The organism is Streptomyces sp. NPDC017936 (genome assembly GCF_044328485.1).
Taxonomy (GTDB): Bacteria; Actinomycetota; Actinomycetes; order Streptomycetales; family Streptomycetaceae; genus Streptomyces.
In genome coordinates this window covers 1-17,157 of record NZ_JBIRHK010000037.1, presented here as the reverse complement: position 1 = coordinate 17,157, position 17,157 = coordinate 1, and the positions used below count along the sequence as shown (strand labels likewise).

General features: G+C 74.2%; 14 protein-coding genes and 1 pseudogene. 7 read left to right on the top strand and 8 right to left on the bottom strand.

The genetic code is table 11. From position 1 onward, the window contains the following. Positions 1–99: 99 nt before the first annotated feature. The 7 genes from rraA to ACH4F6_RS39900 form a co-directional block, all read right to left on the bottom strand. On the bottom strand, positions 100–585 hold the full coding sequence (rraA, locus tag ACH4F6_RS39930; protein WP_397965593.1) for a ribonuclease E activity regulator RraA: 486 nt from the start codon (positions 583–585) through the stop codon (positions 100–102). Positions 586–637: 52 nt separating this feature from the next. Then, positions 638–1,282: a 3-oxo-tetronate 4-phosphate decarboxylase gene (gene otnC, locus ACH4F6_RS39925; RefSeq protein ID WP_397965592.1), complete on the bottom strand. Its 645-nt coding sequence runs from the start codon at positions 1,280–1,282 to the stop codon at positions 638–640. After that, positions 1,279–2,553: a 3-oxo-tetronate kinase gene (gene otnK / locus ACH4F6_RS39920; RefSeq protein WP_397965590.1), complete on the bottom strand. Its 1,275-nt coding sequence runs from the start codon at positions 2,551–2,553 to the stop codon at positions 1,279–1,281. The genes otnC and otnK overlap by 4 nt, the downstream gene beginning before the upstream one ends. A gap of 89 nt (positions 2,554–2,642) precedes the next feature. Further along, complete coding sequence (locus ACH4F6_RS39915; protein ID WP_397965589.1) at positions 2,643–3,725, bottom strand: isocitrate/isopropylmalate dehydrogenase family protein; 1,083 nt, start codon at positions 3,723–3,725, stop codon at positions 2,643–2,645. Between the two features lie 40 nt (positions 3,726–3,765). Then, positions 3,766–4,602 (bottom strand): sugar phosphate isomerase/epimerase family protein, encoded by an 837-nt coding sequence (locus ACH4F6_RS39910; protein ID WP_397965588.1) that lies wholly within the window; start codon positions 4,600–4,602, stop codon positions 3,766–3,768. Then, entirely contained in the window at positions 4,599–5,312 is a 714-nt protein-coding gene (locus ACH4F6_RS39905) for an aspartate/glutamate racemase family protein (RefSeq protein ID WP_397965587.1), read from the bottom strand. Before ACH4F6_RS39905 ends, ACH4F6_RS39910 begins: the two co-directional genes overlap by 4 nt. Before the next feature lie 229 nt (positions 5,313–5,541). After that, positions 5,542–6,255 carry a FadR/GntR family transcriptional regulator gene (locus ACH4F6_RS39900; protein WP_397965585.1) on the bottom strand — a complete coding sequence of 238 codons (714 nt, stop codon included), beginning with the start codon at positions 6,253–6,255 and terminating at the stop codon, positions 5,542–5,544. 363 nt (positions 6,256–6,618) lie between these two features. On the opposite strand from ACH4F6_RS39900, the gene ACH4F6_RS39895 reads away from it, so the two are divergent. Continuing rightward, on the top strand, positions 6,619–7,914 hold the full coding sequence (locus ACH4F6_RS39895) for a CitMHS family transporter (RefSeq protein ID WP_397965583.1): 1,296 nt from the start codon (positions 6,619–6,621) through the stop codon (positions 7,912–7,914). A 268-nt stretch (positions 7,915–8,182) separates the two neighbouring features. Here the strand turns inward: ACH4F6_RS39895 and ACH4F6_RS39890 are convergent, their stop codons facing one another. Then, positions 8,183–9,106 (bottom strand): hypothetical protein, encoded by a 924-nt coding sequence (locus tag ACH4F6_RS39890; RefSeq protein WP_397965582.1) that lies wholly within the window; start codon positions 9,104–9,106, stop codon positions 8,183–8,185. A gap of 283 nt (positions 9,107–9,389) precedes the next feature. Here ACH4F6_RS39890 and ACH4F6_RS39885 point away from each other — a divergent pair, with 283 nt between their 5' ends. The 6 genes and pseudogenes from ACH4F6_RS39885 to ACH4F6_RS39860 all read left to right on the top strand — a co-directional run. Beyond that, positions 9,390–10,115, top strand: a complete 726-nt coding sequence (locus ACH4F6_RS39885; RefSeq protein WP_397965581.1) for an alpha/beta fold hydrolase — start codon at positions 9,390–9,392, stop codon at positions 10,113–10,115. A 384-nt stretch (positions 10,116–10,499) separates the two neighbouring features. Continuing rightward, positions 10,500–13,244: an AAA family ATPase gene (locus tag ACH4F6_RS39880; protein WP_397965579.1), complete on the top strand. Its 2,745-nt coding sequence runs from the start codon at positions 10,500–10,502 to the stop codon at positions 13,242–13,244. Between the two features lie 82 nt (positions 13,245–13,326). Continuing rightward, the gene (locus ACH4F6_RS39875) at positions 13,327–14,058 is read left to right on the top strand and encodes an alpha/beta fold hydrolase (RefSeq protein ID WP_397965578.1); all 732 of its coding nucleotides are present in this window, start codon (positions 13,327–13,329) and stop codon (positions 14,056–14,058) included. A gap of 201 nt (positions 14,059–14,259) precedes the next feature. Beyond that, entirely contained in the window at positions 14,260–15,507 is a 1,248-nt protein-coding gene (locus tag ACH4F6_RS39870; RefSeq protein WP_397965577.1) for an extracellular solute-binding protein, read from the top strand. Positions 15,508–15,602: 95 nt separating this feature from the next. Next, a complete protein-coding gene (locus ACH4F6_RS39865) occupies positions 15,603–16,619 on the top strand; it encodes a helix-turn-helix domain-containing protein (RefSeq protein WP_397965575.1) in 1,017 nt (338 codons plus the stop codon). Positions 16,620–17,002: 383 nt separating this feature from the next. After that, positions 17,003–17,157: pseudogene (locus tag ACH4F6_RS39860) on the top strand (esterase); the annotation flags it as partial.

The window sequence follows — 17,157 nt, the reverse complement described above, 5'->3', positions numbered from 1 at the left end:
CGACAAGACCGAGCGCGGTGACCGCGAACGACCAGCCGAAGGTTTTCAGAAGCACTGGCTACCCAATCCTTGTGTACGGGGCTCCCCCGCGCCGTGTGGTCAGGGGTTCTCGGGGAGGAGGACGATGCCGTCGTCATCGGCGTGCAGGAGGTCGCCGGGGCGGAAGGTGACGCCGCCGAAGACGACGGGGACGTCGACGGCTCCGGCGCCGTCCTTGGCGCTCTTGCGGGGGACGGTGCCGAGGGCCTTGATGCCGAGCCGGAGGCCGGCGAGGGCGGCGCTGTCGCGGACGGCGCCGTGCAGGACGAGGCCGGCCCAGCCGTTGTCCTGGGCGGCGCCCGCGATGAGGTCGCCGACCAGGGCGGTGCGCAGTGAGCCGCCCCCGTCGACGACGAGCACGTGGCCGTCGCCGGGGGTGCGCAGCAGGTCGCGCAGGAGGCCGTTGTCCTCGTGGCAGGAGACGGTGCGCACCGGGCCGGCGAAGCCGCGGTGGGCGCCGAACCGGCGGAACTGCAGGTCGCAGACGCGCAGTGCGGTGCCGTATCGGTCGACGAGGTCGGCGGTGGGGACGGGGGTGACGGTCATGGGGCTCCTTCTTCGCTGGGGGAGACCGCCGCGCTCGCGGCTCATCCGGCCGTCAGGGGGATGTGGGGGCGAGCGCGGCAGCCTGTTCGGGGGTGAGGGGACGGGTCGCGTGTCCCCGCAGCAGGAGGTGGAGCCGGGCGGTCTCCTCCAGCTCCTCGATCGCGTCGGCGGCCTGTTCCAGGGACGCGCCGGCGACGACGGGTCCGTGGTTGGCGAGCAGCACGGCGTGGTGGGTGCGGGCGGTCTCCTCGGCGAGCGGTTCCAGCGTGCTGTCGCCGGGGGCGTGGTAGGGGAGGAGGGGGAGGGTGCCGACGCGCATGGCGTAGTACGCGGTGAGCGGGGGAAGGGCGTCGGCCGGGTCCACGCCGTCCAGACAGGAGACGGCGGCGGCGTGGGGGGAGTGCAGGTGCACGACCGCGTGGGCGGTGGGCCGGGCCCGGTAGAAGGCGGCGTGCAGGAACGCCTCCTTGGTGGGCCGGGGGCCGTCGAGACGCCTGCCGTCCAGGCCGGTGCGGGACAGCTCGCTCTCTTCGACGGTGCCCAGGCTGGAGCCGGTGGGGGTGAGCAGGAGGCTGCCGTCGGCCAGGCGGACGGAGAGGTTGCCGGTGGAGCCGTGGGTCAGGCCGCGGGCGAACAGGGAGCGGGCGGTGCGCACGATGAGGGCGCGGGCGGCCGACTCGTCGGTGTAGGCGGTCACTCGACCTCCTCGGCCGGGCCGATGAGTGCGCGGGTGAACAGGTCGGGGGCGCCGAAGTTGCCGGACTTGAGCATGAGGGCGAGGTCGCCGGACTCGGTGGTGGCGTGGGTCCACGGCACGCCGGGGTCTGCTTCCTCGCCGACCAGGACGGCCCGGACGCCGAGGGCGGTGGTGACGGCGCCGGAGGTCTCCCCGCCCGCGACGAGCAGGCGGCGCACCCCCCGCCCGACGAGGTGGGAGGCGAGGGCGCCGAGCAGTTCCTCGACGTGCGCGGCGGCCTCGGCGACGCCCAACTGCGCCTGAACGGCGGCGAGTTCCTCCGGGGAGGCGGAGGCGTAGATCAGGACGGGCAGGGCGGGGTCCTGCTCGTCGTACCAGGCCAGTGCCTCGCCGGTGACGTCGCGGCCGCTGGCGGCGGCCAGGACGTCGAGGTGGAGGGAGGGCAGACCGGCGGCGTAGAACTGGGCGATCTGCTCCAGGGTGCGGGCGGAGCAGCTGCCGGCCAGGACGGCGGCGCGGCCTTCGCGGGGCAGCGGTTCGGCGGTGGACGGACCGGCGGCCGGGTAGGCGTGTCCGAGTCCTTCGGCCAGGCCCGCGGCCCCGGCGACGACGGGCAGTTCGAGGGCGGCGGCCCCCAGGACGGCGAGGTCGTCGTCGGTGAGGGCGTCGGCGACGACGTGCCGGACGCCGGCCTGCTGGTGGGCCACGAGGGCGTCACGGACGGCCTCGACGCCGCGGCGCACGGTGGTCCAGTCGATCGACGCCACCCGGTGGCGGGTCTGTGCGGACAGCAGACGCACCAGGGCGGAGTCCGTCATGGGGTTGAGCGGGTGGTGGCGCAGCGGGGAGTCGGACAGCAGCTGGTCGTGGACGAACAGGTGCCCCTGGTAGACGGTGCGGCCGTTGGGCGGGGAGGCCGGGCAGTGCAGGGTGACGGCGGCGCCCGCGGCGTCCAGGAGGGCGTCGGTGACCGGGCCGATGTTGCCCCGCGGGGTGGAGTCGAAGGTGGAGCAGTACTTGAAGTAGATCTGTGCCGCGCCCTTGGCCCACAGCCAGCGCTGGGCGGCCAGGGAGTCGGCGACGGCCTCGTCGGCGGGCGTGGAGCGGGACTTGAGGGCGACCACGGCGGCGTCGCAGTCGGCGGGGAGCACGGTGGTGTCGTCCGGGGTGCCGAAGACCAGGGCGGTGCGCAGGCCGGCGCGCCGGAAGGCGGCGGCGACGTCGGTGCCGCCGGTGAAGTCGTCGGCTGTGCAGCCGATGCGCAGGGTCATGGTCGGGGGTCTCTCCTCGGGCGTGCGGGCGGAGCAGCGGAGCAAGGGGGCCGGGGCGGGCGGTCGGAGGGGCCCGCCCCGGAGCCGGACTAGTTCTGGCCGGCGCCGATGGCCTCGATGACGGCGGCGGTGAACTCGGTGGTGGAGGCGGAGCCGCCGAGGTCGCGGGTGGAGGTGCCGGCGGCGATCGCGTCGGCCACGCCCTTCTCGATGACCTCGGCGACGGTGGCGAGCTTCTCGTCGCCGTGCCGGGCGGCGAGCCACTCGAACAGCATCGCGCCGGAGAGGATCATGGCGACCGGGTTGGCGATGTTCTGCCCGGCGATGTCGGGGGCGGAGCCGTGCGAGGCCTGGGCCATGGCGGTGGTGGCGGAGGCGTTGATGGAGGGGGCGGTGCCCAGCGAGCCGGAGATCTCGCCGGCCAGGTCGGAGAGGATGTCGCCGAACATGTTCTCGGTGACGATGACGTCGAAGTCCTGGGCGCGGCGCACCAGGTGGACGGTCATGGCGTCGATGTGGAAGTCGTCCACCGCCACGTCCGGGTAGTCCTTCGCGACTTCCTGGCACACGGTGCGGAACAGGCCGGTGGTGAGCTTGAGGACGTTGGCCTTGTGGACGATGGTGAGCTTCTTGCGGCGGGAGCGGGCCAGGTCGAAGGCGACGCGGGCGACGCGCTCGGTGGCCTCGCGGGTGATGATGCCCAGCATGATCGCGGTGTCGGGGGTGGGCATGAACTCGCCGGTGCCGGCGAAGGTGTTGCGGTCGGCGTAGAAGCCCTCGGTGTTCTCGCGGACGATGACCAGGTCGGCGTTGCCGCAGACGGCCCGGGCGCCGGGGAAGGACTTGGCGGGGCGGATGTTGGCGAACAGCTGGAAGTGCTTGCGCAGGGTGCCCGAGGGGTTGAGCGCGGACTTGTGCGGCTCGGGGTAGCTGACGGAGTCGTGCGGGCCGAGGTACCAGCCGTCCAGCCCCGCGAGGGCGTCCTTGGTCTCCTCGGGGACCGGGGTGCCGTGGGAGTCGATCGCGGCGGCGCCGAGCGGCAGGGTCACCCAGTCGACCGAGACGCCGGCGGCCCGGGCGGCGGCGGTGGCGATCTCCACGGAGGACGGGACGATCTCGGGGCCGATGCCGTCGCCCTCGAGGACGCCGAGACGGTAGGTCGTGGTGCTCATGGTGCGGGTTCCTCTCAGAACAGGGGGTGGGGGAGGTGGGTCAGGACGGTGCGGACGCGGCGTCGGTGAGTGCGGTCCAGGAGCGGGCGGCGGCCTTGGTGCTGTCGCCGTCCTGGGAGTGCTCCAGCGTCAGCCAACCGGTGAAGCCGCCCGCGCGCAGCGCGGTGGACAGGGCGGTCAGCCGGGGGTCACCGGTGGTCAGGGGACCGCGGGTGGCGGGCGCGGCGAGCTGGAGGCAGCCGGTGACACGGGCGTGATCCGTGACCGCCCGGACGGCGTCGAGGCCTTCGGCCTCGAGGTGGTGGGTGTCCAGCACCAGCCCGGCCGGAGCGTCGAGCGAGTCGACGAAGGCGCGGGCCTCGGCCGGGGTGTGCCACAGCGAGGTCCGGGCGCGCGACTGGGGTTCCAGCAGCAGGCGGCTGCCCCGGTCGGCCGCCTCCTCGGCCAGCTGCCGCACGGCGCGTTCGGCCCAGATGCGCTGGATGTCCTCCAGCCCGGGCAGGAAGGTGCCGCGCGTCTGGCCCAGGGTGACCGGCACGCCGAGCTCGCCGGCGAGGCGGGCCGCGCCCAGCAGCCGGTCCAGGGCGTGACGGCGTACGTCCGGTGACGGGTCGGTCAGCGTCAGCCGGTCCTGGGCCGCGACCGGTCCGGTGCCGATGCCCAGGACTCTCAAGCCGGCGGCCTCGACGGTCCCCGCCAGGGCCTCGGCGCCGTGGGCTCCGGCCTGACGGACCTGTACCTCCACACCGTCGTAACCGAGTTCGGCCAGGTGGCGGACGGCCTCGGCGAGGGGCGCGGCGAAGCCGAGCGGCACGGGCGCGGTGCAGTCGTCACCGGAGACGGTGTAGGCCAGGGGCCAGGGCGGCCGCGCCGTCACGGCGCGGCCGCCGCGGCAGGGGCCGTACGCCCCTGACCGCCGTCGACGAGCAGGCCGCGCAGTTCACGGGCGGCGGCGCCCGCCCCGTCCAGTACGGGCACGCCCACCAGGGCGGCCAGCGCCTCGCGCGCCGGGGTCAGCGAGTACTGCGCCAGCAGCACCACGTCGGCGTCGGAGCCCCCGGCGGCGTGCAGGGCGCCGGCCAGGTGACGGGCCACCGCCCCGGCGTCGCCCGCGACGGCCGCCTCCTCGCTCAGGGCGGTCACGATGTCCACCGGACGGTCCGGCCGCACCGCCGGTACGAGCGCTTCGCACTGGGCGACGGCGGCCGGGACGGCGGGCGGGGTGGAGGCGACGACGGCGATGCGCCGGTACGGACCGGCCAGGGCGGCCTTGAACATCGCCTCGTCGGACTTCAGCACGGGCACGTCCCACAGGGCGCGGGCGGTGTCCACCACCTCCCCATAGGAGGAGCAGGTCAGCAGCAGGCCCTGGGCGCCGCCGTCCAGCACGTGCCCGATCAGGCGGAGCATGCGCCGGCGCAGCGCGTCGGTGAGCCCGCCGGCCGCGCGGGCGTCGTCCAGCAGGCGGTCGTCCAGCACGTTCCAGACCGTGGCCCGGGGAAACTCCCGCGCGAACGCTTCCTGGGCGATACGGGCTCCGGTCGGCACGGCATGGATCATGGCGACGAGGGGATGGGGTTCGATCACCGGGTTCTTCCTCTTCCGGTAGGCGGGGACCGGCAAGGGTCCCGACCGCGGGCTTGCTCCGGGCCGACGGGTCACGACCGTGCCGGCAGGACAGCCCGAGATGGGGGACGGCAGCGTTTCGCAGCGGTGCCGCGCCGCCACTGTAGGCCCAACCGGTCAACCGGTCAACCGGTTCGGGTCGTGCGGTGCCGCGGGGCGCCGGGGACCGTCCGGCGCTCCGCGGCGGCCCCTACTCCTCGCGCTGGTCGAGGGCTTCCCGCAGGCGGCGGGAGGCGCCTTCCATGTGCCGGGCCATCGCCGTGCGGGCGGCCTCCGCGTCCCCCTCGGCGACCGCTTCGAAGATCGGCACGTGGTCGGCGTAGGCCACCTCGCGGGAGCGCACGGCGCCGGTGCGCTCCACCCAGCCCCGCTGGATCATCGCGCGCATGCCCTTGAGCATGTCCCGCAGCACCGTGTTGCCGGCCAGTTCGCCGAGGGCCGCGTGGAAGGCGGTGTCCGCCTCGGGGAACTCCTCGTCCGGGCACTGGCGCATCGCCGCCAGCCGCGTCCGCAGCAGCTCCACTCCGGCCTCGTCGCGCGCCTGCGCGGCCAGGCCGGCGACGACCACCTCCAGCTCCGCGCGGGCCTGCACCATGTCCCGGGCGCCCCGTTCCCCCAGGACCAGGCCCAGCTCGAACAGCCGGTAGAGCACGTCGGAGTCGGCGCCCCGGAAGTACGTCCCGCTGGACTGCCGGATCTCCAGCAGGCCGAGGAAGCCGAGCGACTTGATCGCCTCGCGCACGGTGGGCCGGTTCACCCCGAGCATCTCGGTCAGCTGCCGCTCCGACGGGATCCGGTCACCGGGCTGCACCTCGCCGGACATCAGGTAGTCGATCAGTCGGCGGGAGACCTCGGCGGCCAGCGGTTCCCGCGGCTCGACCGTGATCCTGGCGAGTTCGGCCATCGAATTCCTCACTTCGGTATTGACGTGATGGCCGGATTCTAGTTACCTACCGGCAATCCGGTAAACCGGTTGTCCGGAAGCCCGGCGAGCCGCCCGCCCTTCCCCGCACCAGCCGCCCGCCGCCGGACGCCCAGCCATGCCAGGCGCACCCCCGACCTCCCCACCGGGCCGATGCCCGCCGCGACCGTGCGCCCCGGAACGCCCTCTACAGGAGCCGCACGTACCATGACCGACCCGACGCATGAGCCGAGTACGGCATCGCGTGCGCTGCCGGTCGTCCCCCGACCCGACACGCACTGACCCGCGCGCCGTCCCGCGCCGCCGGCCGACCGGCGGCCCCCCGTCCTGCACCAAGGAGCAACGATGCTCGCCGTCCTCGGCTTCGCCACCCTGGGCAGCTTCATGCTGCTCGTGATGCGGAAGCACCTCTCCGCGTTCACCGCCATCATGCTCACGCCCATCGCCGCGGCCCTCATAGCGGGCAAGGGCACCGGGCTCGGCGACATGATCATGAACGGCCTGGAAACCGTCGCGCCCACCGCGGCCCTGCTGCTGTTCGCCGTCCTCTACTTCGGCCTGATGATGGAGGCCAGACTCTTCGAGCCGGTCTGCCAGGCCATCGTCCGCGCCTCCAAGGGCGACCCGGTCCGCATCGTCGTCGGCACCGCCGTTCTCGCCCTGTGCGTCGCCCTGGACGGCGACGGCACCACCAGCTACATGATCGTCTGCTCCGCGTTCCTGCCGATCTACCGGCGCCTGGGCATGAACCCCCTCATCCTCGCCACCCTCTCCGCGATGGCGCTGGGCACCATCTCCGGCACCACCCCCTGGGGCGGCGCCGCCACCCGCGGCATCAGCGTGCTGCACCTGAGCGCCACCGAGTACTTCGTCCACATGATCGGCCCCATGGCCCTCACCAGCCTGGCCATCATCGCCGTCGCCTACTGGCTCGGCCTGCGCGAACGCCACAAGATCGACGCCGAGAAGCTCGCCGCCTACAAGCTGGAGATCGCCTCCGGCGAAGCCTTCGAGCCGGTCGAGGCGGACTGGCGGATGTGGTTCAACGCCGCCCTCACCCTGCTGCTGATGGTGCTGCTCGTCCTCGAGGTCGCCGACCTCCTGGTGCTGTTCATGGTCGCCTTCGTCCTCGCGCTGCTGGTCAACATCCGCGCCATCGGCGACCAGCAGGAGCTGATCAAGCGCCAGGCCGCCAACGCCGTCCCCGTGATGATCCTCGTCCTGGCCGCCGGCGTCTTCACGGGCATCATGACCGACTCCGGAATGATCAAGGCCATGGCGGACGCCGCCCTCTCGATCGTCCCCGACGGCTGGGGCAGCGCCATCCCGCTGTTCACCGCGCTCCTCGCCCTGCCGCTCGGGTTCTTCATGTCCAATGACGGCTACTGGTTCGGCGTGGTCCCGGTCCTGGCCGAGTCCGCCGCCCACTACGGCATCGACGCCAACGAGATCGCCCGCGCGGGCGCCATCGGCCAGATCCTGCACATGATGGGTCCGACCAGCGCGCCCCTGTGGGTCCTCCTCGGCCTCGTCAAGGCCGAACTCGGCGACTTCCAGAAGCACGCCCTGCGCTGGGGCGTCCTGGTCTCGGCCGCGTACGTCGTCTTCGCCGTCGTCACCGGTGCCATCGGCGTCACCTGAGCCGCCGGGCGGTCCCGCACCCTTCGCCCCTCTGTCCGGCGGGCCGTACGCGGCCCGCCGGACAGAGGGGCGAGCCCGTCGCACCCCGGCCGCTGAGCGGCGGAACCCTTGCCCCGTCCGGAGGGGCTCGGCGCGGCGCGTCCGGAATCCTCACGGCGCGCCGCGTGATAACAGGCCCCTCGGCATGTCCCCGCTGTTCCCAATAACAGGCCCTTCGGCCCGCCCTGGTCACGATCACCCGGCCGGAACGGCAGCAGCAGGAGGAGGCCTATCCGGCGGGCGCGGTCGGGGCGTCGTCCAGGGGGAGGGGCGGGGTCTGGTCGAGGACGGCACGGCGGAGCTGCTCCAGCTTGGGCGGCAGCAGCGCGACCAGGTCGTACCGGGCCCGGCCGGCGCGGTAGCTGAGGAGCAGGCCCTTCTCCTCCAGGGGCATGCCGGGCGGGCGCAGTACGGGCGGGCCGTCCTCGGGCGGGGTGCCGGCGTGGTTGACGGACAGGCTCACCCACAGCCGGCTGGTGCCGTGGGCGCGTTCGACCAGGTGCCGGCGCACCGCGAGCCAGCGCTCCAGCGCGGCCCGGCCGACGGGGGAGAGCGGGAACCAGGCGCTGTCCGTCCCGGCCGCGCCGCGCTGTGGGCGCCGCTCCACGTACACCGCCCGGTTGCCGTCGGCGAGGTGGGACAGGCGCAGCGAGGTCAGTTCCCCGGCGCGCGGGGCCGCGTCCAGGACCAGGGCGAGCACGGCGGTGAGCCGGGTCAGCCCCGGTGACATGGCGGTGCCGAGGTGCTCGTCCAGGCGGCGGCGCAGGGCCCTCAGCGTGCCGTGGTCGGGGGTGGGCCGCAGCGGCACCCGGCCGCCGGCGCCCCGCCGCAGCGGAGGCAGCCCGTACGCCTTGCGCAGCAGGTCCAGGCACTGCGACCGGGCCTCGTTGGTGGCCTGCGAGGTGGGCGGGCAACCGCCGGCCACCTGCCGGGAGCGCAGCGCGCCGGACTCCGCCAGCCGCAGATACGGCGTCAGGGCCTCTCCCTCCAGCAGCCGCCGCAGGCTGCGCCGGGCGCCCACCGGCAGCCCGCCCCGAGCCAGCGCCCGCTCCAACTCCCCGCGGACCATGGCGAGCTGGCGCCGCCGCGCCTCACCGACCCGCAGATCGGCCAGGAGCGCGTCGAGCGCGGTGATCGAGGTGTACTCCGACACGCCCCCGATTGTCGCCCATGCCCGTGCCGTGGCGACGAGCGCTCCTCGGCGCCGGCCGGGAGCGCCGGGGGGAGGACCTGTCCCGGCGCGCCGCTGCGCGAGGTCCCCGGACGTCCCCCGCTCCGCGCCCCTCCCGGGCGCGGAGCGGGCACAGGTGGTGCGCCGACGGACAAGGCGGTTTCGCGGGACGCCCCTAGGGTGCTGGTCGAGCCCGCGGGCGGTGGGCCCCGGCCGGCCTCCCGGCCCGCATCGGCCGGGCGCCGGGACAGACAGGGAGCCGTCCTTGCCCCGTACCGACAACCCGACCGTCGTGCTGGTCCACGGCGCCTTCGCCGACGCGTCCGGCTTCGCCCGTGTCATCCCCGCACTGATCGCCCGTGGTCTGGACGTGGTGGCACCGGCGGTCCCCCACCGCGGTCTGCTCGGCGACTCCGCCTACGTCGCCTCGATCGTCCGTGAGGTGGACGGCCCGGTCGTCCTGGTCGGACACTCCTACGGCGGTGCCGTGATCACGGTGGCGGGTGTGGAGGACAACGTCCGGGCGCTGGTCTTCGTGGCCGGCTACGCCTTGGACGAGGGCGAGAGCGTGGGGGAGCTGCAGGGCGGCTTCCCGGACTCCGACCTCGCCACCGCGCTCGTGCGCACGCCGTTCCCGGACGGGGACTCCGTCGCTGCGGGCGCCGACCTGTCGGTCGGGATCGACAGGTTCCCGTCCGTCCTGGCCGCCGACGTCGACCCGCGCGTCGCAGCCGTCCTCGCCGTCTCCCAGCGCCCGTTGGCCGCGCGGGCCTGCGCGGAGCAGGCGCCGGCGGCCGCGTGGAGGACCAAGGCGTCCTGGGGGCTGGTCGCCACGGCCGACCGCGCCGTCGACCCCGAGGCGCAGCGCTACGGATACCGGCGGGCCGGCATGGCCGTCGCCGAGGTCGACTCCTCGCACCTGGTGATGCTCGCCCACCCGGAGCGGGTCGTCGAGCTGATCGAGGAGGCCGTCCGGGCCACCGTCCGCTGACCGGGGTCCGACGCCGCGTCGGCCGCTACGGATCCGGAAGACGTCCCGTCCGTCCCCGGGGCGGTCGGGAACCCGTCGGTCCCGAGGGCGGGGTGGAACGGGAGGGGCGGGCGGTCCTGCCGGATCCGGCCGAACGGCGTGTCGTCCGGCGTCCGAGGCCGCCGTGCGCCGGCCTCCCGGCCCGGGCGGCCGGAGTCCAGGTGCGCGCGGGGAACCGTTAGAGTGCGCTGAGGGGCACATGTCCACCGGCACGTCGTCCGCCCGCGGCCGCTGCGCGGTGATCGTGCCGACGGCGTCGGTCATCCCGTCCGCCACGGCCGGGCGCGGTGCCGGGCCGGCTGGAGGAGTGCTCCGGCGGGTGAGTGCGGACGGAACGGGTCGTGAATGGCGCAAGCAGGCGGTCTGCTGTCCCGTAGCGGCCTGCGCGGCCGGGAGGCCGAGCTCGGGGAGCTCGAGGCGCTGATCGCCTCCGTGGCCCGCACCGGGAGCGGCACACTGGTCCTCGTCCAGGGCGAACCGGGCATCGGCAAGACCACCCTGCTCGCCGAGGCGGCCTCCAGGGCCGCGGCGGCGGGATTCTCGGTCGGCGTGGGCAGAGCCGACGAGCTGCATCACCTCGTGCCGCTCTCGTCGTTGGCGTCCTGCGTCCTGCACGGTGATCGGCCCCTGCTGTCCGGCGACGCCTTCGCCGATCTGGCCCGCCACCACGATCAGCGGATCTGGCTGGTGGAGCGCCTGGCGGAGGTGATCGAGGCCAGAGCCGGCAGCGTGCCGGTGCTGGTCGGCCTGGACGACGTGCAGTGGGCCGATCCGCTGAGCCGATTCGCCCTGCAGCAGCTTCCGGCGCGCCTGCGGACCTCTCCGGTGCTGTGGATGCTGACGAGCCGACGGGAGCCCACGGGTCCGGCGGAGGAGATCGTCGCCGCCGCGGCCGGCGGCCTCCCGGCGGTCACCGTGTCCTTGGGACCCCTGTCCGGCGCGGCCGTCGCCCAACTGGCCGGTGACGCACTCGGGGCGGCCGTCGACGAACGGGTACGGGAACTGCTCGACGGAGCGGGCGGGAACCCGTTCCTGGCTGTCGAGATGCTCGCGGGACTGCGGACCGCGGGGGCCTCGGACGACCTCGTGCCCCCGGGGCTCGTGGTGGGCGTGCGCGGCAGACTCAGGTCCCTGCGGCCCGGCACGCTGCGCTTCCTCCAGATGGGAGCGGTCCTGGGACGCAGGTTCGGTTTTCACGCCGCCGCCGCGCTCTGCGGCCGGCCGGTCGCGGAGCTGGTCGCGGCGCTCGAGGAAGCCGTGCGCGCCGGACTCCTGGACGACGACGGTGATCACCTGGTCTTCCGGCACGATCTGCTGCGCCAGGCGGTCTACGTCGACATCCCGCCGTCGGCCCGCAAGGCCCTGCACCGGGAGGCGGCTCGCGGTCTTGTCGCCGCGGGGCACCAGCCGATCGACGCGGTGCCGCACATCCTGAGGGGAGCCCTGCCCGGAGACGAGGAGGCCGTCGTGCTGCTGCAGCGGGCGGCTGACGACGTACTGCCGGTCGCACCGGGCCTCGCGGCCGACCTGGCGACGCGCGCACTGGAGCTCGTGCCGTCGGCACGTCCGCTGTGGTTCACCGTGGGTGAGCAGGCGATCTCCTGCCTGACGCGGGCCGGCAGGAACCGGGAGGCCCTGTCGACGGGCGACCGGCTGCTGGCCGGCCGGCCGCCGTCGGAGGTGTTCGGCCGGCTGCAGGCGGCCCTGGGCGGGGCGCTGTGGACCATGGATCTGGTCGGCGAGTTGCGCCGCCGGACCGAAGCCGCCCTCGCCCTGGGGGGCGCCGCCCCGGAGGTCGGGGCGAGGCTGTGCGGTCTGCGCACGCTGGCCATGTCCCGGGAGCACGATCTGGTCGCGGCGCGCGAGGCCGGTGAGACCGCGCTGCGAGCCGCCGCCGCCACCGGTGACCGGGAGGCGCACGTCCTGGCCCTGTCCGGGCTCGGCGAGATCGCGCAGAACGCGGGGGAGAACGCGGTCGCGCTGGAACGTTTCGCCGCACTGGGCGCCATCGATTCCGCCTTCCTTCCCGAACAGGTCGTCGCGCACCTGCACATGGACGACTTCGCGTCCGGCGCACGGCTGCTCCTGCGGGCGACGGACGCCGGCGCGACGCGTCAGGCGATGCTGCTGTGGGCCCAGGGCCAGCACGATCTGGGACTCGGCCGGCTGGACGACGCCGACGCCGACTTCGTGACCATGGAGCGCCTGGAGGACGAGGTGCGGGTGTCGGTCCAGCAGGTGAACGGCCGTGTGATCCGCTCCCGGATCGCCCTGCTGCGCGGCGACCGGGAGGGGGCGCGGGAACACCTGGTCGCGGCGCGGGAACGGCTGGCGGCCAAACCGAACCCGGGCAACACGGCGGCGGTGCGCTTCCTGGAAGCGGTCCACGCCGAGGCCGACGGGGACGTCGGCCTCGCCGTCGACAGGATCCGGCAGGTGCAGCAGGAGGGCCCCTTCATGCGCTGGCGGCTTCTGCGGGACTGGGTCGATTCCGCGATACGCACGGCCCTGCGCGGCGCGGAGCACGGGCTCGCCGAGGACCTGGCCGCACAGGCCCGGGCCCACGCCGGACGCAACCCCGCCGTGCCGACCGCCACGGGCATCGCGGCGCAGGCCCTCGGGCTCGTGAAGAACGATCCGGCCGTGCTCGAACGCTCCGTGGAACTGCTCGGCGCGAGCCCTCGCCCGCTGGTCAGGGCCGCCGCGTACGCGGATCTGGGGCGGGCGCTCCTGGCGGCGGGCCGGGAACGGCAGGCAGTGGCCGCGCTGACGCACGCCCGGGACGCGTTCGCCGGGTCGGGCGCCCACGCCGGAGCGGCGGGCGTGCAGCGAGTCCTGGAGGGCGCGGGGGCCGGTGGCCGCGGGGCGGCGGCCGTCCAGCGCCCCGTGCAGGGATGGGGGGCGCTCACGCCCTCGGAGAAGAAGATCGCGCGCCTCGTCGCCCAGGGCCACACCAACCGGTCGGCCGCGGACCTGCTCGTGGTCTCCCCGCACACGGTCAACACCCACCTGACGTCCGTCTTCCGCAAGCTGTCGGTCAACTCCCGGGTCCAGCTCGCCAACCTGGTCGCGTCCCTGCCCGACGGCTGAGGGATTGGTACGTTCACGCGATGCCCCGCCGCACCCGGACACGCTTGGCTGGGACGTCCCCCACCGGTCGGAGGTCACCGGCATGCACGGATCCAGCCCCGTACCGCCGGCCGTCGTGCTCGTGCACGGTGCGTTCGCGGACGCCTCGTCGTGGGCGGGGGTCATCGGTCGCCTTCACGCCGCCGGACTGACCGCGCGCGCACCGGCGAACCCGCTGCGGGGCCTGGCGCAGGACGCCGACTGCGTCAGGAGGGCGGTGCGCGACCTCGACGTCCCCGTCGTGCTGGTCGGCCACGACTACGGCGGTTCGGTCATCACGCAGGCCGCCGCCGACGCCGACAACGTCGTGGCGCTGTGCTACGTCGCGGCGTTGGGCCTCGACGCGGGTGAGTGCGTCCTGGACGTCGTGAACCGCTTCGCCCCGACTGCGGTGGCCGACGCGACCTTCACCGCCGCTCTCCCCGCTCGTGTTCCCGGCGGCCCGGACAGGGAGCTGTACATCCGAAGGGAACGATTCCCGCAGGTGTACGCCGCCGACCTGTCGCCCCGTGTCGCAGAGGTGCTGGCGGTGACCCAGCGCCCGATCGCCTGCAGCGCCCTGACCGGCAGGTCGGGCCCGCCGGCATGGGCCTCGAAGCCGTCGTGGTACGCCATCGCGACGGCCGACCGGATCCTCAGTCCCACCGCTCAGCGCTTCATGGCGCAGCGCATGGCGGCGACCGAGCACGTGCTGGACGGCTCCCACGCCGTGGTGCTGTCGCAGCCCGACGCCGTGGCGGCGATGATCCGGGAAGCCGCCGGCCGGGGACGGTGACCCCGGTGGCGACGACCGCCCGCGGCGGCGCTTCGGGCAGGTGGATCCCTCCGACGACCCCACGCCAGGGGCCGGCCGGGGGCGTCTAGGATGCGTTCGGGCGGAGGCCGCCGGTCCGGGCCACTCCGCGGCCTCCCGGAGTCCGCCGTTCCTCGCGACGCCGACCCCGGCCGCGGACCGTCACTCGGCAAAGGCACCAGCATGATCCCACCGGCCCGGCGGCCGGCGCGGCGCGTCGCCGCCCACCTGACCAGAAGCGTGGCGCTGCTACTGGCCCTGACCGGGTGTGCCGGCGGAACCGGGGCCGGGGCCGGCGACGTCACCTCCCTCACGGTGCTCGACTACTACACCGACGGATCCGAGCACGCCCAGTGGGGCGAGATGCTCGCCGCGTGCGGCAGGACCGCCGGCGTCAGGATCGAGCACACCAGCGTTCCGCCGGCGTCGCTCGTCCCCAGGGTCCTGCGGCAGTCGTCGTCGCGGACCCTTCCCGACCTGCTGATGCTGGACAACGCCGACCTGCAGCAGATCGCGCAGACCGGTGCGCTGACTCCGCTGGACCGGTACGGCATCGACACCGACGGCTTCGCCGAGGGCATCCTGTCGGCGGGCACGTACCGGGGCGAGGTGTACGGGCTGGCCCCCTACGTCAGCACGGTCGCCCTCTTCTACAACAAGGACATGCTCGCCGAGGCCGGCGTCGCCGTACCCAGGACCTGGGCCGAACTGAAGGACGCGGCGGCCCGGTTGACCGGTCCCGGACGCTACGGCATGGCGGTCGACGGGAGCGCCACGTTCGAGAGCAGCTGGCAGTTCCTGCCCTTCCTGTGGTCCAACGGCGGGCACGAGAAGCAGTTGGACACCCCGCAGGCCGCACAGGCACTCCGGCTCTGGGTCGACCTGGTGAAGAACGGATCCATGTCGAAGTCGGTGCTGAACTGGACCCAGGCCGACGTCCACGATCAGTTCGCCGCCGGCAGGACGGCCATGATGATCAACGGCCCCTGGCGGATCCCCGCCCTGAACGAGGACGAGGACCTGCGGTGGGGGGTGGCCCCCGTGCCCGTTCCCCGGGCGGGACAGAGACCGGTCACGCCCCTCGGCGGCGAGGTGTGGACGCTCCCGCGGAGTGCTTCCGGGGCCCGGCAGGAGAAGGCCGCCCGGGTCCTCGCCTGCCTGACCGACTCCTCGAACATGCTCACCCTGGCCGAGCAGCACTTCACCGTGCCCTCCCGTCCCGCGGTCGCCGCCCGGTACGCCGAGCGGGACCCGGTGATGGCCGTCTTCGCCGAGAGCGTGGAAACGGCGCGCGTTCGTACCGGCGAACTCGGCGTCAGGTGGCCCAGGACGGCGACCGGGATATACACCGCCATCCAGTCGGCGCTGGCGGGGGAGCAGTCACCGGAGGAAGCCCTCAGGCACGCGCAGCGGATCGCGACCGGCGACTGAACCGCCCCTGATCCAGCGGGTTCACGCGATGTGCCGTCCCCGGGCCGGCCGGCAGGGTGCTGCGGAAGGCACACACCAGTCGAAGGGCGGAGCACATGGCGCCGTACGTCCGGGACGGAAGCGTCCCCGGCAGCTTCCACACCACCGATGCACTGCCCGCGCACCACAGGCGGGCGTACTGGCGCGGAGCCCTGTCCGAGACGTTCGGAGCCGTGAGCACGACCGTCCCCGACGAGGTGTGCTCCGGCACGATCCGTACGACGCCGCTCGGCCGGCTGCAGGCCGTCACCGTGGACGGCGACCGCCTGTCCGCCCTGCGCACGCGCCGGCTCGTCAGCCAGGACGACCAGGACGAGTACGTCGTCGTCAAACTGCTGGACAAAGGAGGCGCCCGCCTGGAACAGGACGGCCGTGAAGCGCTCCTGGGCCCCGGCGACCTCTTCGTCTACGACATGGCGCGCCCCCTCCGGCTGACTTTTCCCGAGTCCTTCAGGACCAAGTCCCTCGTCCTGCCGAGAGACGTCCTGGGTCTGAGCGAGTCCGACATGACGCGTGTCACCGCTCGTCCGCTCGGCCCCGGCACACCCCTCGGCGCCCTGCTCTCACCCTTTCTGGCCGGGCTCGTGGACGGCGCCGGGAACTACCCGCCCCGTACCGGTGAACTGATGGCCCGCAATGTCGTGGACCTGCTCGGTGTGATGGCCGACGAGGTCCTCGGGCGGCCGGCCGGGGACACGCCCGGGGGCAACCGGGCACTGCTGCTGCGGATCCAGGCGTTCATCGACCGTCACCTCGCGGACGGGGACCTGACCCCGCAGGCCATCGCCCGAGCGCATCACATATCGCTGCGCTATCTGCACAAGCTGTTCGAGAGCGAGGACGCCACGGTCGGCCGGTGGATCCAGCGCCGCCGCCTGGAGGAGTGCCGACGCGACCTGGCGCTCCACGTGAACGCCACGATCGCCGCGGTGGCGCACCGATGGGGTTTCACCAGCGCCGCGCATTTCAGCCGGGTGTTCCGGGCCGCCTACGGGATGGCCCCCCGGGAATGGCGCGGCGCCCAGGACCCGACGCCGCGGGCCCGGTCGTCCGCACGGCTCGTCGACGCCTGAGACCGGTGTGCGGCTCGTCCCGGGCCGTGCCGTCCGCGGGCCTCCTCCTGCGGGGCGTACGGCACGGGATGCGCGGTGGGCCGCGGCCGGGTCCGGACGGGACGCCGGCGCGAGGCGCACGGGGGGACCGTGCCGCGGCCGGTTCGCCGGTCACGCTGTGCGGGACCGTCCCGGGCCGGTTCCTGGCCGACGCACGGGAAGCTGTCCGCCGGCGCACCGCGCGTCCCACCGTGCACGGTGAGGTCAGAGTCGGTGCGCAGGTGTGCAACGGCCGCTGTCCTCACGGTTCTAGCGTGACCGTGGACGGCCCGGCGGATCTCCGCGCCCGGTGAGGGCCGCCCCGCCGGGAACACCGGCGCGCACGCGAATTTCGAGGAGTCCGTATGTCCCACGCCTTCGAGCCGGTCCAGCCGGTACTGGAACCGGCCGCGGCCGCGTTCGCCGAGGCCACGGCGAACCCGCCGTACCTGTTCGACCTCGGCCCCGTCGAGGGCCGCAAGACGGTCGACGAGGTGCAGTCCGGTGACATCGCCAAGCC

What these genes read in the sequence shown, in the direction of transcription:
- ACH4F6_RS39880 (WP_397965579.1), top strand. Translation starts at nt 10,500, where the DNA reads ATGGCGCAAGCAGGCGGTCTGCTGTCCCGTAGCGGCCTGCGCGGCCGG.
- ACH4F6_RS39895 (WP_397965583.1), top strand. Translation starts at nt 6,619, where the DNA reads ATGCTCGCCGTCCTCGGCTTCGCCACCCTGGGCAGCTTCATGCTGCTC.
- ACH4F6_RS39865 (WP_397965575.1), top strand. Translation starts at nt 15,603, where the DNA reads ATGGCGCCGTACGTCCGGGACGGAAGCGTCCCCGGCAGCTTCCACACC.
- rraA (WP_397965593.1), bottom strand. Translation starts at nt 585, where the DNA reads ATGACCGTCACCCCCGTCCCCACCGCCGACCTCGTCGACCGATACGGC.
- otnK (WP_397965590.1), bottom strand. Translation starts at nt 2,553, where the DNA reads ATGACCCTGCGCATCGGCTGCACAGCCGACGACTTCACCGGCGGCACC.
- ACH4F6_RS39900 (WP_397965585.1), bottom strand. Translation starts at nt 6,255, where the DNA reads ATGGCCGAACTCGCCAGGATCACGGTCGAGCCGCGGGAACCGCTGGCC.
- ACH4F6_RS39915 (WP_397965589.1), bottom strand. Translation starts at nt 3,725, where the DNA reads ATGAGCACCACGACCTACCGTCTCGGCGTCCTCGAGGGCGACGGCATC.
- ACH4F6_RS39875 (WP_397965578.1), top strand. Translation starts at nt 13,327, where the DNA reads ATGCACGGATCCAGCCCCGTACCGCCGGCCGTCGTGCTCGTGCACGGT.
- ACH4F6_RS39870 (WP_397965577.1), top strand. Translation starts at nt 14,260, where the DNA reads ATGATCCCACCGGCCCGGCGGCCGGCGCGGCGCGTCGCCGCCCACCTG.